Here is a 15,593-nt window from a genome sequence, read left to right as displayed (position 1 = left end):
CCGGCCATCGACTCCGCATCGAACAGATCCCGCTGATCCCGCGATCGCCCCTGCACACGACCAAGGCTCCCGCACCCGGCCCCACCACCCGGGCACAGACACGCACTTGTTCAGCAGTCTCCTAGGCCCGCTGCCCGAGGCTGGGTCTGTTGGGCAGGATCGGTACCGGTGGACCAAGAGTGCACGCCCCGAGGGTTCTCGGCGGGCATTGTGCCGTCCCCTGGGCCCGAAACTGCACTGCGACCGGCCTGGTCGGACGGTGTCCGTCGCCACCAGCGGTCAGGAGGGTTGCCAAGTTCATTTCCGGCGGCCGGGGGTTCGGCCGGTAGCATCGTGCATGACTCCGACGAAAGAAGAGAATGAATCGACCCGCTGACACGCACGCTAGCTACCTGGACGCCCCAGACAGCTTCGGCTCGTGGCTGACCCGGCTGTTCAAGGGTTTCATGGTCGGCATCGGCTTCATCCTGCCGGGCCTGTCCGGTGGTGTGCTGGCCGTGATCTTCCGGATCTACGACCCCATCATCCGCTTCCTGTCCAGGCCCCAGCACCGCTTCGTCAAGAACGTGCTCTACTTCATCCCGGTCGGCATAGGCGGGGCGGCAGGAGTGCTCTTCTTCTCGATCCTGGTGGAGGCGGCGTTCGGCCGCTTCGCCGCCCAGTTCATCTGCCTGTTCATCGGCTTCGTGGTCGGCACCTTCCCCTCTCTGTTCCGGCAGGCCGGCCAGCAGGGCCGCCGGCCGGTGCACTGGGCGATCATGCTGGTCTCGGCGATCGTGATCTTCACGATCATGCTCGTCGGTGGGCAGGTGGCGCTGGACGTCACCCCCAACCTCGCAGCCTGGCTCGGTTCGGGAGCGCTGATCGGCCTGGGCGTGATCGTCCCGGGGATGAGTCCGTCCAACTTCCTGATCTACTTCGGCCTCTACGACAAGATGGCCGCCGGCATCGCCGATTTCGACTTGGGCGTCATCATCCCACTGGTGATCGGTCTGGTCGCCTGCGTGCTGCTGTTCGCCAAGGGCGCCGCCTGGGCGTTCGACAACTACTACGGCGCGATGTACCACTTCATCCTCGGTATGGTGGTCGGCTCGTCGGCCGCCATCTTCCCGACCGTGGTCTTCCCGGCCTTCTCACCGGACGGCTTGGCCGAGCAGGGACTCGGCATGGCGAGTGCGGTCGTCTTCGCACTGATCATGTTCGTGGTGGGCACCGTGGCGTCCTGGCTGTTCAGCCGGATTGAGGACCGGGTTGCTGTCGAACGCGAGACCGCGGAGGCGGCAGCCGACATGATGACGCGGGCGACCGAGCAGGCCACCGGGACACCGTCGACGGAGCCGAGCGAGGCCCATCCCGCCGACCAGCCCCGCCGTCCCCAGTGAGCCGACCGCGCGGGGATGGTAAGCGTTGGGCGAACACTGTTCGCCGGTCGATGATGAGTCCCATACTTGGGCCATGGTCGCTTCCGGACGGGCCCGCACGTGGGGCTGGGTGGTTGTGCTGGCGGTTGCACTGCCGTTGGTGGCCTGCGGGGCGATCCCGACCGATCCCGAGCGGACGCTGGCCCGGATCGAGGACACCGGCGTCCTGCTGGCTGGGGCTGCGCCGCGGCCGCCCTGGGTGGAGCTGCCCGCTCAGGCGGGCGAACCACCGGGGGGCAGCGAGGTGCGGTTGGTGGAGGACTTCGCCGAGCAGCTGGGCGCCGAGGTCACCTGGACTATCGCCGGCGAGGAGGAACTGGTTCGGCTGATGGAGGCCGGTGAACTGGACGTCATGGTGGGCGGACTCAGCGAGCAGAACCCGTACCAGAACAAGGTTGCGTTCACCCGGCCCTACACCAGGTCGACCGACCCCGAGGGCAAGACGCTGAAGCACGTGATGGCGGTGCGGCTGGGCGAGAACGCGCTGTTGTCTCGCCTCGAGCACTTCTTGGACGAAGCGGTCGGGTGATGGACGCCGAGGCACTGGGCAAGGCCCGCCGGCTCGAGGTCATCACGTTGGTCTACATGCTGACCGCGGTCATCATCGTCTTCTTGGTGATGGGGTCGTCCCAGGCCATGAAGGCAGCCTGGATCGAGGACCTGCTTGGCCTAATCCCGCCGATCGCGTTCCTCTACTCGTCGCATCGGGCGCGCCGGAAGCCTACCGTCGAGCACCCCTACGGCTACCATCGTTCGGTCGGTGCGGCCCACCTGGCGTCCGCGGTGGCACTGCTGGCTGTCGGGCTCTTCCTGATCATCGACTCCGGCAGCGTGCTGATCACCGCCGAGCATCCGTCGATCGGTACCGTGCGGGTGTTCGGCGTGACTTTCTGGGCGGGCTGGCTGATGATCGCCGCGCTGGCCTACACCGGCGTCGGGCCGGTGATCCTGGGCCGCATGAAGCTGCCGCTGAGCGAGAAACTCCACGACAAGGTGCTGCACGCGGACGCCGAGATGAACAAGGCTGACTGGATGACCGCCGGCGCAGCGATCATCGGTGTACTGGGGATCGGCATCGGGTTGTGGTGGGCCGACTCGGGGGCCGCCCTGGTGATCGCCACCAGCATCTGCAAGGACGGGATCACCGAGATCTCGCACGCGGTCAAGGGACTGGCCGACGGACGTGCCCGCACCTTCGACGACTCTGAACCACATCCGCTGCTGGGCGATGCCGAGCGGGTGCTGACCGGGCTGGCTTGGGTCAGTGACGCCAAAGTGCGGGTCCGGGACATGGGTCACGTCTTCCACACCGAGGCGTTCGTGGTGCCGTGGGGCAACGAGGCGGTCGCGCTGGCCGACCTGGAGGACGCCCGGCAGCGGCTGGTCGACCTGGACTGGAAGATGCAGGACGTGGTGGTGGTCCCGGTGCCCGAGATCCCCGAGGTGCTCCGCCGTGACCCCGCCGGGCGGGACTGAGCCGCAACCCGGACCGGATCCTGGTCGACCGTTCAGCGCCTCACTGCACCGTCGCGTGCTCGTGGTGCTCCTTGACCGGGATCATCACCACGAGGCCGGCGAGCAGCACCACCGCGACGCCGAGGATGCCCCAGTACTGGGTGTTCGCCTCGCCGGTGACCGCCGCCCCCAGGCCGATGGCCAGCCCGAACAGCATCGGTGACAGAAACGACACCACGCGGCCGGTGGTTGCGTACAGCCCGAAGACCTCACCCGACTTGCCGACCGGGATCAGCCGGGCCAGGAAGCTGCGGGACGCCGACTGCGCCGGCCCGACGAACAGGCACATCCCCAAACCGGCGACCCAGAAGATCACCTTGCCGCCGTCGTGGAAGAGGAAGACCACCCCGGCCATCGCCACCAGAGCGGCCAGCGAGATCAGGATCACCTTCTTGGGCCGATCCGGTCATCCAGCAGGCCGAAGACGATCGTCGACAGGCCAGCCACGATATTCGCCGCGGCACCGAAGATGACGACCTCTCCCCCGCTGAAGCCGAACGTGCCCGCCGCGATCACCGCACCGAATGCGAACACCCCGGCCAGCCCGTCGCGGAACAGCGCGGAGGCCATCAGGAAGTAGACGGTGTGCCGGCTGACCCGCCACAACCGCCTGATGGTGTTCACCAGTTCGACGTAGGACGCCACCACCGGTGCCAGCCACCGCCAGACGAACTGTGGCTTGCGGTCACGCCAGCGTTCGATACCGGGGATCGGTGCCCGCTGGGTTGCGGGCTTGTCGTGCAGGTTCAGGAAGGTCGGCAAGGTGAACAGCAGCGTCCACACCCCGCAGACGATCATCGAGACCCGGATATCCATGCCGTCCTCGCTGGTCACCCCGAACAGCCCGACGTCGGGCTGGATGAACAGGAAATAGATCAGCAGCAGCACCACGATGCCGCCCAGATATCCCATCCCCCAGCCGAAGCCGGAGACCCGTCCCACGTTGCCCTGACCGGCCACTTCGTCGAGCAGCGAGTTGTAGTTCACTCCGGCGATCTCGCCGACCACCGAGCCGAGCGCCAGCAGGCCGAGCCCCAGCCACAGGTAGGCGGGGTCGGGCCGGACGAAGAACAGCGACGCCGAGATCGCCGCCAGCAACCAGGTCAGGATCCGCAACGTGCTGACCGCCCGGCCGCTGCGGTCGGCGGTCTGGCCCAGCACCGGCGCCGCCAGCGCCACGAACAGCCCACCCAGCGTGGTCGACAGTGACAGCGCCTGCGAGGTGGAGTTGGTGTCGCCGAATGCCGAACTGGTGATGTAGACGGCGAAGACGAAGGTGGTGATGACGGTGTTGAACGGCTGGGTGCCCCAGTCCCACATCGCCCAACTGATGACCTGCTTGCGCGATACGTCCTTCGGCTGACCCAGTGCGGTGCCCGGCTGGGCGGCGACCTGGTTGCTCACGCTCGGCACCGTATCGCCTGCTGGTTGCAGATTGGATGAGCGCCACGGGCCGGACGCTCAGGCATCGATCCGCTCGTCGTCGAGCTGGTAGGCACCTTCGATGATGAACTCCTTGCGGGGCGCCACCTCGTTGCCCATCAGCATCTCGAAGGTCTGCTCGGCGGCCTCGGCGTCGTCCACCGTCAGCCGGCGCAGCATCCGGCGCCGGGGGTTCATGGTGGTGTCGGCCAACTGGTCGGCGTCCATCTCACCCAGACCCTTGTAGCGCTGGGGCTCCTTGAACCCCTGCCCCTTCTTGGTCAGCTCGGCGAGCTTGCGCCGGTACTCGGCATCGGAATAGGTGTAGATGTACCTGTCCTGGCCCTTGCGGGGGTTGGTCAGCTCGAAGCGGTGCAGCGGCGGCACCGCCGAGTAGACCCGGCCGGCCTCCACCATCGGCCGCATGTAGCGGAAGAACAGGGTGGCCAGCAGACAACGGATGTGGGCGCCGTCGGAGTCGGCGTCCGCCATGAAGATCACCTTGCCGTAGCGGGCGTTGTCGATGTCGAAGGTGCGGCCCGACCCGGCGCCGACCACCTGGATGATCGCCGCGCACTCGGCGTTCTTCAGCATGTCGCCGACGCTGGCCTTCTGCACGTTGAGGATCTTGCCCCGGATCGGCAGCAGCGCCTGGAACTCGGAGTTGCGGGCCAGGTTCGCGGTGCCGAGCGCGGAGTCGCCCTCGACTATGAACAGTTCGCTCTGCTCCATCGAGGTCGACCGGCAGTCCTTCAGTTTCGGCGGCAGGCTGGACGACTCCAGGGCGGTCTTGCGGCGCTGGTTCTCCTTGTGGACGCGGGCCGCCACCCGGGTCCGGGAGGCGTTGACCACCTTCTCCATCACCGTTCGGGCCTGCGGCCGTTCGGACGCCTTGGTGGAGTTCAGGAACCGGCCCAGTTCGGCCTCGACCACGCTGGCGACCAGCCGGGTGACCGGCGGGGTGCCGAGCACCTCCTTGGTCTGGCCCTCGAACTGCGGTTCGGGCAGCCGCACCGTCACCACGGCGGTCAGGCCCTCCAGCACGTCGTCCTTGGTGATCTCGTCGCCGCTCTTCAGCAGCCGGGTGCCCTCCAGGCCGTTCTGGAACGCCTTCAGCAGCCCGCGTTCGAAGCCCTGGATGTGGGTGCCGCCCTTCGGGGTGGCCACGATGTTCACGAACGAGCGCTCGACGGTGTCATAACCAGTGCCCCAGCGCACCGCGATGTCGATCTCGAGGTTGCGCTCGACGTCGGTCGCGGTCATCGCGCCGTTCTCGTCGAGCACCGGGACCGTCTCGACGAACGACTCGTTGCCCTGGATGCGCAGCGTGTCGGTGACCGCAGCGTCGGGTGCCAGGTAGTCGGCGAACTCGGAGATACCGCCGTTGTGCTTGAACCGCTCGGTGACCGGCTCGCCGCTGCGGGCGTCGGTGACGCCCAGTTCGAGTCCGGACACCAGGAAGCTGGTCTGCCGGGCCCGGTCGAGCAGGTGGTCCAGCGAGAGCTGGGCGTCCTTGAGGAAGATCTGGCGGTCGGGCCAGTACCGCACCCGGGTGCCGGTTACCCCGCGTCCCACCTTGGCGATCTTGCGCAGCCCGTGCTGCGGGGTGAAGGGCGCGTCGGGCCCCTCGCCGTCGAAGACGCCCGGCACGCCGCGGCGAAAGCTCATCGCCCAGGTGGCGCCGTTGCGGTCGACCTCGACGTCGAGCCGGGAACTGAGCGCGTTGACCACCGAGGCGCCGACCCCGTGCAGGCCACCAGTGGCGTTGTAGTTGCCGGTGCCGAACTTCCCGCCGGCGTGCAGCTTGGTGTAGACCACCTCGACCCCGACCAGACCGGTGCGGGGCTCCACATCGACCGGGATGCCGCGGCCCTGGTCGGTGACGCTGATCGAGCCGTCGGCGGCAAGGGTTATCTCGATCTGCTCGCCGAACCCGGCCAGCGCCTCGTCCACCGCGTTGTCGATGATCTCCCACAGGCAGTGCATCAACCCGCGGGTGTCGGTGGACCCGATGTACATGGCTGGACGCTTGCGGACAGCCTCCAGCCCCTCCAGGACGAGCAGGTTCTTGGCCTCGTAGGCGCGGCCCGGAGCGGCGGCAGACGTTTGTGGGTTCGACCTTGGTGGCACGGCGTGAAGCCTACCCGGCCGCTCCGACAGCCGACGACAACGACTGCGGTAGCAGCAGACAGCGGACCAGGGGCCCGGGATGAGATCTGATCGTGACCCGTGGTCGGTGGGTTATCCGGAGCGGACGGGTAGGCTGTGGCCATCAGGAAGCCTGTCGGGACAACCAACGGCACGCCTGGGGAACAAAACAGCACGACGGCCTTGTTGAGCAGGTACCGAACCCGGACCCCCGGGGTGCAGAGGAGATGACGATGAACGCGACTGTGATGGACAACCAGCACCTGACCGCAGCCGATCGCTGCGACCGTTGTGGCGCCCAGGCCTACCTCCGCGTGACCTTGCCCTCTGGTGGTGAGTTGCTCTTCTGCGCCCACCATGCCCGCAAGCACGAGGACAAGCTCCGGCAGGTTGCGCTGCGGATTCACGACGAGACGCATCGAGTCAGCTGACTGACCACTCACAAGCTTCCCAGCGGCCCGGCTCACCAGAGTCGGGCCGCTGGGTATTTGCCGGATCGAAGGATGGGCAGGACGTGATGGGCGCCGAACGCGCACTGGCAGCACTTCGTGAGCTGGGCCTGGAACAGGTCGTGACCCGGCACGGCCGGGTGAACTCGCTTGCCGAAGCCGCCCGGATGCGCGGTATCGAGCCTCGCGACATCGTGAAGACGATGGTGGTTCGCCGCGGCCCCGACGACTTCCTGTTCGTGCTGGTCCCGGGTGACCGCGACTTCAGTTGGCCCAAGCTGCGGGCGCTGCTCGACGTCCAGCGGCTCTCGATGCCGGACGCCCGGACCGCCTTCGAGGTGACCGGGTACCAGCGCGGCACGATCACGCCCTTCGGTTCGACGCACAGCTGGCCGGTGATCGCCGACGCCTCCATGCTGGGACGCCGGATATCGATGGGTGCCGGTGAGCATGGAGTGGCGGTCTCGCTGGACGCCGACTCGATGATCGCTGCTCTGAACGCGACGGTGGCCGACATCAGCGACTGAAGGGCGGGTTCTTGGGCCGATCGGCCTTCGGGTCAGCTGGGCGGCTGCGGCCGAAGTTCGAGGACACCGAGCACCAGCCCGGACGCCGCCACCGCCAGGCTGATCACCAGGACCAACCACCATCCCGGCAGGTTGACCGCATCCAGCGTGCCGGCGGCGCTGGTCAGCAGGCCGATCCCCAAGCCGATCAGCAGGATGTTGCGGGCGGCCTGCTGGTTACCGGGGGCGTCGGCGGCCGCGCCCAACCGCGGCACGAAGATCCAGGCCAGGCAGACCGCCAGCCAGACCCCCCACAGCAGGCCCGGGATGCCCAACGGCTGGCCCTGGGCCAGCAACTGGATGACGAACGCCGCCTCGACCACCAGGAACAGCGCGAAGACGATCAGCAGCCGGCCGCGCCGGCTGCCCGGCACCCGGCGGGGCTTGAAAACCGAGTCGACTATCCGGGACAGATCGTTCACATCGCGCGGGTCGCGAGCCATCGTTCAGTTCAACCTGACCAGTCGGACCTCGGTGGGGGCGGCGACGCCGTCGCGGCCGGCCGTCAGGTGGAATGAGGTGCGGGATGCACCGTCCAACCTGAAACCATGCTTGCGGTAGAAACCGATCGCCCGGTCGTTGCCGGACAGCGTCCACAGGAAGGCCGGCGAGTCACCGATGGCGGCGTGCAGCAGGGCGTCCGCCAACCCCGACCCCTTCGCCTCGTCGAGTGCGAACAGGATCCTGAGTTCGAGCGCGGTCGGCGCCTCCGGGTCGTCGGACGCGTCGGCGTAGGCGGTGGCCACCGCCTTGAGGTCGGACGACCGCTTAGCCAGCCAGATGTGTGCCCCGTCCACGGTCGCCCGCCACCAACTGTGGATGCGCGGGATGACGTAGTCATTGCTGGTCATCGCCTCCAGCACCGCCGGGGACACGATCTCGCGGTAGGACTCCCGAACGGCGGCGGCCACCAGCCAGGCTGCGACCTCAACCTCGGCCAGGCTCTCCGCCCGCTTGATCTGGTACTGCCCCGCCTTCACGGCACGCTCACTCAAGGTAGTCGCGCAGGATCTGCGAGCGGGACGGGTGCCGCAACTTGCTCATCGTCTTCGACTCGATCTGGCGGATCCGCTCGCGGGTGACGCCGTAGACCTTGCCGATCTCGTCGAGGGTCTTGGGTTGGCCATCGGTGAGCCCGAACCGCATCGACACCACGCCGGCCTCGCGCTCACTGAGCGTGTCGAGCACGTCGTGCAACTGCTCCTGCAGCAGGGTGAAGTTGACCGCGTCGGCCGGCACGATCGCCTCGGAGTCCTCGATCAGGTCGCCGAACTCGGAGTCGCCGTCCTCGCCGAGCGGGGTGTGCAGCGAGATCGGCTCGCGGCCGTACTTCTGCACCTCGACGACCTTCTCGGGGGTCATGTCGAGTTCTTCGGCCAGTTCCTCGGGCAGCGGTTCGCGGCCCAGGTCCTGCAGCATCTGGCGCTGGACGCGGGCAAGCTTGTTGATGACCTCCACCATGTGCACCGGGATGCGGATGGTGCGGGCCTGGTCGGCCATCGCCCGGGTGATCGCCTGCTTGATCCACCAGGTGGCATAGGTCGAGAACTTGTAACCCTTGGTGTAGTCGAACTTCTCCACCGCCCTGATCAGGCCCAGGTTGCCCTCCTGGATCAGGTCGAGGAAGAGCATCCCGCGCCCGGTGTAGCGCTTGGCCAGCGACACCACCAGCCGCAGGTTCGCCTCCAGCAGGTGGTTCTTGGCACGGCGGCCGTCGGTGATGATCCACTCGTAGTCATCGAGGTCTGCCGCGTCGACGTTGCCCTCCAGCATCCGCTCCTCGGCGAACAATCCGGCCTCGATGCGCTTGGCCAGGTCGACCTCCTGCGCCGCGTTCAGCAGGGCGACCTTGCCGATCTGCTTCAGGTAGTCCTTCACCGGGTCGGCGGTGGCACCGGCCGACACCACCTGCTGTTCGGGCTCGTCGGTCTCGTCGGAGTCGGACAGGTTGAAACCCTGCTCGTCGGCGACGAGCTCGGCCTCGTCCTTCTCGGCCTCCTTGGAGTCGAACTGCGAGTCGTCCACGTCGTCCAGGTTCCGCTTCTTGCCGCCAACCGTGAGCACCACATCGTCGCCGTCGCGCTCGACCTGCACATCGATGACCTGCTCGGCGGCCTCGGCGACGGTCGGCTCGGTCTTCTTGGCGCCGGCCCGGCCACCGGCGGCCGTCTTCGGCTTCACGGCGCCCTTGGCCGAGGTGGACCGGCTGCGGGTGGTGGTCCTGCTGGTCTTGCCGGTCTGCTCGGTGCCGGATGCGGCGGCGGCCTCGGTGGTGGAGCCCTTGGGAGTGGAACTCCTGGCGGTGGAGCGGCTGCGTCGGGCTGGTGCCTTGACAGGAGCCTGTGCGGCGGAGGTCTCGGCTGCCTCGTCCTTGGTCGGCTGCTGCTCTGCAGCCTGCGCCGTCTTGCGAGAGCGGGTGGCCTTCGCAGCAGAGGTGGCGGCCTTGTCAACGGTGGGCGTCACTAGTGACCTTTCGGAAGCCTTGTGAAACACTTGGGCGTTCGCTCACCCCGAGGGGTGGGCAGTGCCTCGATCCATTTTGCCACGCTCGGCAAACGAGGAGCGCGCGGCGTCCTACCTGTGGGGTGGACCCGTGGAGGGCAAAGGCAGGCCGGACTGTGCGACCCCGGTCGCGTTATGCCCCCACGTTGGCCGGTTATTCAAGTTCTGACAGCTTGCGGGAAGGAAAACCACAGGTTCGTGCGTTACATCTTAAGACGAAAGAAAGGCAGATGCCCATGGATACCAAGACCCGCGTACGCGCCAACGATGGCATCGACGGCAAGGACTCGGTAGGACTCTACCTGGAATCCATCGCCAAGACGCCGTTGTTGACCGCGGAGCAGGAGGTGGAGCTGGCACGCCTGATCGAAGCCGGACAGCTCGCCCAGGCAGTGCTGGACGACCGTGCCAGCACGGATACCGACGCGTCTCGTGAAGAGCTCGAGCTGATCGCCCGCGAGGGTGAAGCGGCCATGCAGCACTTCGTACGGGCCAACCTTCGTCTGGTCGTCTCGGTCGCCCGCAAGTACGGGCGCTCGCAGATGCCACTGCTCGACCTGGTTCAGGAGGGCAACACCGGCCTGATCCGGGCAGTGGAGAAGTTCGACTACACCAAGGGGTTCAAGTTCTCCACCTACGCCACCTGGTGGGTGCGGCAGGCGATCAGCCGCGGCATCGCGCAGCAGGGACGGATCGTCCGGCTCCCGGTGCACGTGGCCGAGCAGGTCAACCAGATCTCGGCCGTCCGCCGTAATCTTGAGCGCAGCCTCGGTCGTGAGCCCGAGGTGCACGAGATCGCCCAGGAACTCGATGTGACCGAGGAGAAGGTCATCGACCTGATCCGCTACAGCCGGGAGCACGTCAGCCTGGACGCCCCGGTCGAAGAGGACGGCGACACCTCGCTGGGTGACCTGATCGCCCGCGAAACCTCGCCCGGCCCCGACGAAGTCGTGCTCAACCAGGAGGACCGGGACCGGTTGGACACCATGCTCGGCAACCTGGACGAGCGGTCGGCCGACGTCGTGCGGCGCCGCTACGGACTGCTCGACGGACGCCAGGCCAAGCTGGCCGACATCGGTCAGGTCTGGGGGATCACCGCCGAGCGGGTGCGCCAGATCGAGCGTGCCGCGCTGGTGGTGCTGCGGGAGAAGAGCGCAGCAGCGGTGGCGTGACACCCCCTCTCCGCCAATAACACAGGCAACCTGGGCCCCGGCAGTCACCTCGACTGCCGGGGCTCGTTGGTTCCTGGGCAGCTTCAGCTGAGCAGTTCTCGGTGCGCCACGGGACGGATCAACCCCTCCTGGGCACAGGACGCCACCAATCGTCCCTGCTGGAACAACCGCCCGGAGGAGTAGCCCAGCGCTGACGACGCCGACGGCGAGAACATGTCGTACAGCAGCCACTCGTCGGCCCGGAAGTCGCGGTGGAACCACATCACGTGGTCGACCGACGCGGTCTGCAGCTGGTCGGACAGGAAGACCACCGGGTGCGGGACGGCGCTGACGCTGAGCAGCGTCAGGTCGGAGATGTAGGCCAGCACGGCGTGGTGTATTCGCTGGTCGTCGGGCAGCTGGCCGTGGGTGCGCACCCAGCAGCGCATGGACGCCACGTGCCGGCCCGGCCTGATCGAACCACCGGGCGACGAGTCGCCGATGAAGCGCAGCTCGATGGCGTCCCACTCGTGCCAGATCGGGTGCCGGCCGAACCGGTCGCGCATCACCTCAGGGAAGGTCGGGCAGTCGTCGGGGTCGGGCAGGTCGGCAGGCATCGGGTCGTTGTGCTCCAGGCCCTGCTCGGCGGCGTGGAAGGACGCCGACATCGTGAAGATCTCCTTCGCCTGGCATGCCGTCACCCGCCGGTTGCTGAACGTGCCCCCGTCGCGCACCTTGTCGACCAGGTAGGTGATGTCGGAGCCGACCGATCCGGGTCGCAGGAAGTAGGCGTGCAGGGAGTGCACCATCCGCTCGGCCGGGACCGTGCCATAGGCTGCCGTCAGGGCCTGGGCGAGCACCTGGCCGCCGTAGGTGCGTTGCATGAGGGTCTTCGGGTGGTGGCCCAGGAAGCCGGTCTCGCCGATGCGGCCGAGTCGGAGCAGGTCAACCAGTTCAGCGGCGTTAGCGGGCACGCGTCCCACCATGCCACAATCCGGCCACCGGGTCGGACCGGCCCCGGACGTGACTCGGGGTGGGCCCGAACCGGACCCACCCCGAGTCGTTTCCGCGCCGGGTCAGCTCAGCGGCTCGTCACGCCCGACCGCGGGATCATCGGTCGCGGCGTCCGCCTGCTCGCTGACGTCCGTCGCGGCTTCGGAAACGCTTTCGGCTGCGCCGGCGGCCGCATCCGCCGCCCCGGCCTGCACGTCGGCGATGGTCTCGCTGGCCTGGGTGCCAGCCTGTTCGGCGGCCTGCGAGACGTTCTCGGCGCCCTCGGCGGCAGCATCGGCGGCCTCACCCTTGGCCTGGAAGAAGGCGGCCTTGAAGTCGGTGAACTTCTCACCGAGATCGGTCTTGAGGGATTCGAACTTGTCGTCCACCTCGGAATCGCTGTACTTGGCCTTCACGGTGTCGGCCACTTCGCGGTACTTGTCCCCGATCGACTGGGTGACACCCCGGAACTTGTCATCGAGGTCGGTCTCGTCCAGCCGGCCCTTGACCTGGCTGGTGAACTCGCTGTACCGCTCGCCCACCTCGGCCTTCAGGTCGGCGACCTTGTCGTCGAGCTCGGAATCCTCGTACTTCTCCTTGATCTGGTCGGCAAACTGGCTCACCCGTTGCTGGGCTTCCCTGGCCAGAGCCTGCAGCCGTTCTCCAAAATCCATCCTTGGTCCCTTCTCGTGCGGGGTACTGATCCAACGTTAGTGACTCGGTTCCCGACGTGGGAGGTGGAAGAGGATAAAGCCCGGGAAGGCTCGGGGGGACGGCAGCCTCGAGTACGTTTGGAGCGGTGAATACCGCGGAAGTTGAGGTCAGATAGCAGATGAGCCAGACAACCAGCATCCCCAGTGCTGCCCCCGGCCCAGGCGCGGTGCTCAGCCACCTGCCGTCCGCCAGCCGACGCACACCGGTGTCGACCTACCGGCTGCAGCTCGGTCCCGACCTCACGTTCGACCAGGCGATCGGGCACCTGGGCTACCTGGAAGACCTGGGGGTGACCGACCTCTACCTGAGCCCGATCCTGCAGGCCGCGCCAGGCAGCACCCACGGTTACGACGTCGTCGACCACACCCGGATCAGCGACGTGATGGGCGGCCGGGAGGGCTTCGAGCGGCTCGCCCAGGCCGCGCACGACCGCCAGATGGGCGTCTTCGTCGACGTGGTGCCCAACCACATGGGCGTGCCCACCCCGATCTACCACAACCGGGCCCTGTGGTCGGTACTCAAGGACGGCCCCAGCTCGCCGTACGCGTCCTGGTTCGACGGCACCGACGAGATCGACGGCGACGGCCTGCTGATGCCGTTTCTCGGCGCCCGGATCGGAACGGTGCTGGCCAACGACGAGATAACGCTGGAGCGACGGGTCATCCCGGGTTTCGAGGACGACGGTCCGCAACCGGTGCTGGCCTACTACGACCACGTCTTCCCCGTCCGGGCCGGCACCGAAGGGCTGCCGCTGCCGATCTGCGTCGCCGAGCAGTACTACCGGCTGGCGTTCTGGAAGGTCGCAGCCGAAGAACTGAACTTCCGCCGGTTCTTCGACGTTGACACGCTGCTGGCGGTCCGGGTGGAGGACCCGCAGGTCTTCGACGCCACCCATGAGTTGCTGCTCGACCTGTTCCGGGCCGGTCACATCGACGGCTTCCGGATCGACCACCCCGACGGGCTGGCCGACCCGCGCGGCTACATGCGCCGGCTGTCGAAGGCCACCGGCGGAGCGTGGATCGTCGCCGAGAAGATCCTCGAGGGAGACGAGGAGATGCAGGACGACTGGCCAGTGGCCGGCACCACCGGCTACGACGCCGCCTGGCGGATCGTTGCCCTGCACGCCGACCCGAACGGTTCGGCCGACCTGGCTGCGATCGCCCACAACCTGGCCGAGGACATCCCCGGCTCGCTCGATGAGGTGATAGCCACCGCGAAGCGGGAGATCATCACCACCTCCCTGTTCGCCGAGGTGCACCGGATCGCCGACCTGGCCTACGAGATCTGCAGCGAGGACATCATGCTGCGCGACCACACCCACGGCTGGATCGCCAAGTGCCTGACCGAGCTGGTGATCGCATTCCCCCGCTACCGCGCCTACGTGGTACCGGGCGAGGAGGCTCCCGACGAGGCGGTCGAGCTGATCGAGGAGGCAGCCACGCTGGCCCGCACCCGGCTCGACCCCGACCTGCACGACACCCTCGACGTGGTGGTCGACCTGGTGCTCGGCCGCGAGGTCGGCTCCGAACAGCGCGCGCAGCAGGCGTTGCGGGCCGAGCTGGTCGTCCGGTTCCAGCAGGTCTGCGGCGCCGTGACCGCCAAGGGTGTCGAGGACACCGCCTACTACCGGTGGACGCACCTGGTCTCGCTGAACGAGGTCGGCGGGTCCCCGAGCACATGGGGCATCACTCCCGACGACTTCCACCGCTGGTGCGGCCAGATGGCCGAGAAGTGGCCGGCCACCATGACCTGCGGCACCACCCACGACACCAAGCGGTCCGAGGACGTCCGGGCCCGGATCCAGACGATCTCGCAGTTCGCCAGCGAGTGGCGGGCGCTGATCACCAAGCTTGATCCGCTGCTGGACAGCGTCGAGGGCCACACCGAGAACCTGTTCTGGCAGACCCTGGCCGGCACCTGGACCGAGGACGGCCCGATCGAGCTGGACCGGATGACCCGCTACCTGGTGAAGGCGGCGCGGGAGCAGAAGCTGTGGACGACCTGGACCAACCCGGATACCGAGCTGGAGGGGCAGATGGTCGACACCATCGCCGCGCTCTACGCCGATGAGGACGTGATGGGCGCATTCGCCGACTGGTTCGAGTTCACCCGGGACTGCGCCCGCGAGACGATCCTGTCGACCAAGGCGATCCAGCTCACCTGCCTGGGCGTGGCTGACAACTTCCAGTCCTGTGAGACCACCCAGAACTACCTGGTCGACCCGGACAACCGGCGTCCGGCCGATGTCGAGGCGCTCGCCGCGATGGCCGGTGAGCTGCGCCGACGCGATCCGCAGACCCTGGCCGAGGAGAAGTTCCACCTGACCCGGGCGATCCTGCGGCTGCGGCGGCGGCGTCCGGACGCGTTTGTCGGGGCCGCCGCGGCGTACAGCCCGCTGCCCAGTTCGTCCGGACACGTGGTGTCGTTCGCCCGAGGCGCCGACCAGGAGGTGGTCGTGGTGGCCAGCCGGCTGGCGCGTCCCATCGAGGCGGCTGGCGGGTTCGGCGCCAACACCGTGGTGCTGCCGGAGGGCCGCTGGTTCGACGTGCTGACCAGCCGGGAGTACGAGGGCGGTTCGATCGAGTTCACCACGCTGCTCGACCGCTTCCCGTGCGCGGTGCTCGAGGAGGTTTCCGACGCCGAGGGCACCACCACGATGCGGGCCGCGATGGCCCCGATCGAGCAGCGGCCGCGGCGGGCCGAGCCCAGGGG

At 67.8% G+C, this 15,593-nt stretch carries 13 protein-coding genes and 1 pseudogene; 7 read left to right on the top strand and 7 right to left on the bottom strand.

Features of this window, described 5'->3' with window-relative positions; translation table 11 throughout:
- The first annotated feature begins 359 nt into the window (after positions 1-359).
- The 3 genes from WBL05_RS12775 to WBL05_RS12765 all read left to right on the top strand — a co-directional run bounded on the left by WBL05_RS12775 (position 360) and on the right by WBL05_RS12765 (position 2,897).
- A complete protein-coding gene (locus WBL05_RS12775) occupies positions 360-1,382 on the top strand; it encodes a DUF368 domain-containing protein (protein WP_424226422.1) in 1,023 nt (340 codons plus the stop codon).
- A 73-nt stretch (positions 1,383-1,455) separates the two neighbouring features.
- Positions 1,456-1,950 carry a transporter substrate-binding domain-containing protein gene (locus WBL05_RS12770; protein ID WP_424226420.1) on the top strand — a complete coding sequence of 165 codons (495 nt, stop codon included), beginning with the start codon at positions 1,456-1,458 and terminating at the stop codon, positions 1,948-1,950.
- Entirely contained in the window at positions 1,950-2,897 is a 948-nt protein-coding gene (locus WBL05_RS12765) for a cation transporter (RefSeq protein ID WP_424226419.1), read from the top strand. Before WBL05_RS12770 ends, WBL05_RS12765 begins: the two co-directional genes overlap by 1 nt.
- 40 nt (positions 2,898-2,937) lie before the next feature.
- Here WBL05_RS12765 and WBL05_RS12760 read toward each other — a convergent pair.
- Together WBL05_RS12760 and WBL05_RS12755 are read right to left on the bottom strand one after the other, a co-directional pair.
- Positions 2,938-4,256, bottom strand: a pseudogene (locus WBL05_RS12760) (MFS transporter).
- Between the two features lie 141 nt (positions 4,257-4,397).
- Positions 4,398-6,488 carry a DNA gyrase/topoisomerase IV subunit B gene (locus tag WBL05_RS12755; protein ID WP_424226418.1) on the bottom strand — a complete coding sequence of 697 codons (2,091 nt, stop codon included), beginning with the start codon at positions 6,486-6,488 and terminating at the stop codon, positions 4,398-4,400.
- A gap of 245 nt (positions 6,489-6,733) precedes the next feature.
- On the opposite strand from WBL05_RS12755, the gene WBL05_RS12750 reads away from it, so the two are divergent.
- Both WBL05_RS12750 and WBL05_RS12745 read left to right on the top strand, forming a co-directional pair.
- Positions 6,734-6,937, top strand: a complete 204-nt coding sequence (locus WBL05_RS12750) for a DUF7455 domain-containing protein (protein ID WP_424226416.1) — start codon at positions 6,734-6,736, stop codon at positions 6,935-6,937.
- 86 nt (positions 6,938-7,023) lie between these two features.
- Positions 7,024-7,482: an aminoacyl-tRNA deacylase gene (locus WBL05_RS12745; protein WP_424226414.1), complete on the top strand. Its 459-nt coding sequence runs from the start codon at positions 7,024-7,026 to the stop codon at positions 7,480-7,482.
- Between the two features lie 32 nt (positions 7,483-7,514).
- Here the strand turns inward: WBL05_RS12745 and WBL05_RS12740 are convergent, their stop codons facing one another.
- Genes WBL05_RS12740 through WBL05_RS12730 form a run of 3 tightly spaced genes read right to left on the bottom strand, consistent with a single transcriptional unit; the run spans position 7,515 to position 10,014 of the window.
- On the bottom strand, positions 7,515-7,964 hold the full coding sequence (locus tag WBL05_RS12740; RefSeq protein ID WP_424226412.1) for a hypothetical protein: 450 nt from the start codon (positions 7,962-7,964) through the stop codon (positions 7,515-7,517).
- Positions 7,965-7,967: 3 nt separating this feature from the next.
- Positions 7,968-8,516, bottom strand: coding sequence for a GNAT family N-acetyltransferase (locus WBL05_RS12735; protein ID WP_424226410.1), 549 nt, complete (start codon positions 8,514-8,516; stop codon positions 7,968-7,970).
- Complete coding sequence (locus WBL05_RS12730) at positions 8,509-10,014, bottom strand: RNA polymerase sigma factor (RefSeq protein WP_424226409.1); 1,506 nt, start codon at positions 10,012-10,014, stop codon at positions 8,509-8,511. Before WBL05_RS12730 ends, WBL05_RS12735 begins: the two co-directional genes overlap by 8 nt.
- Positions 10,015-10,259: 245 nt before the next feature.
- Between WBL05_RS12730 and WBL05_RS12725 the strand changes: the two genes are divergently transcribed.
- Positions 10,260-11,195 carry a sigma-70 family RNA polymerase sigma factor gene (locus WBL05_RS12725; RefSeq protein WP_424226407.1) on the top strand — a complete coding sequence of 312 codons (936 nt, stop codon included), beginning with the start codon at positions 10,260-10,262 and terminating at the stop codon, positions 11,193-11,195.
- An 83-nt stretch (positions 11,196-11,278) separates the two neighbouring features.
- Here WBL05_RS12725 and WBL05_RS12720 read toward each other — a convergent pair whose 3' ends face one another.
- Together WBL05_RS12720 and WBL05_RS12715 are read right to left on the bottom strand one after the other, a co-directional pair.
- Positions 11,279-12,160 (bottom strand): acyl-CoA thioesterase, encoded by an 882-nt coding sequence (locus tag WBL05_RS12720; protein WP_424226405.1) that lies wholly within the window; start codon positions 12,158-12,160, stop codon positions 11,279-11,281.
- Positions 12,161-12,250: 90 nt separating this feature from the next.
- A complete protein-coding gene (locus WBL05_RS12715; protein ID WP_424226404.1) occupies positions 12,251-12,841 on the bottom strand; it encodes a hypothetical protein in 591 nt (196 codons plus the stop codon).
- Between the two features lie 158 nt (positions 12,842-12,999).
- Here WBL05_RS12715 and treY point away from each other — a divergent pair.
- Positions 13,000-15,593 (top strand): malto-oligosyltrehalose synthase (treY, locus tag WBL05_RS12710; RefSeq protein ID WP_424226402.1); only part of this gene is annotated, 2,594 nt, incomplete at its 3' end.

Source organism: Brooklawnia sp., from assembly GCF_049651565.1.
Lineage (GTDB): Bacteria > Actinomycetota > Actinomycetes > Propionibacteriales > Propionibacteriaceae > Brooklawnia.
This window is presented reverse-complemented; position numbering and strand designations above follow the sequence as displayed.

What these genes read in the sequence shown, in the direction of transcription:
- WBL05_RS12720 (WP_424226405.1), bottom strand. Translation starts at nt 12,160, where the DNA reads ATGGTGGGACGCGTGCCCGCTAACGCCGCTGAACTGGTTGACCTGCTC.
- WBL05_RS12775 (WP_424226422.1), top strand. Translation starts at nt 360, where the DNA reads ATGAATCGACCCGCTGACACGCACGCTAGCTACCTGGACGCCCCAGAC.
- WBL05_RS12715 (WP_424226404.1), bottom strand. Translation starts at nt 12,841, where the DNA reads ATGGATTTTGGAGAACGGCTGCAGGCTCTGGCCAGGGAAGCCCAGCAA.
- WBL05_RS12750 (WP_424226416.1), top strand. Translation starts at nt 6,734, where the DNA reads ATGACGATGAACGCGACTGTGATGGACAACCAGCACCTGACCGCAGCC.
- WBL05_RS12765 (WP_424226419.1), top strand. Translation starts at nt 1,950, where the DNA reads ATGGACGCCGAGGCACTGGGCAAGGCCCGCCGGCTCGAGGTCATCACG.
- WBL05_RS12725 (WP_424226407.1), top strand. Translation starts at nt 10,260, where the DNA reads ATGGATACCAAGACCCGCGTACGCGCCAACGATGGCATCGACGGCAAG.
- WBL05_RS12740 (WP_424226412.1), bottom strand. Translation starts at nt 7,964, where the DNA reads ATGGCTCGCGACCCGCGCGATGTGAACGATCTGTCCCGGATAGTCGAC.
- WBL05_RS12770 (WP_424226420.1), top strand. Translation starts at nt 1,456, where the DNA reads ATGGTCGCTTCCGGACGGGCCCGCACGTGGGGCTGGGTGGTTGTGCTG.
- WBL05_RS12745 (WP_424226414.1), top strand. Translation starts at nt 7,024, where the DNA reads ATGGGCGCCGAACGCGCACTGGCAGCACTTCGTGAGCTGGGCCTGGAA.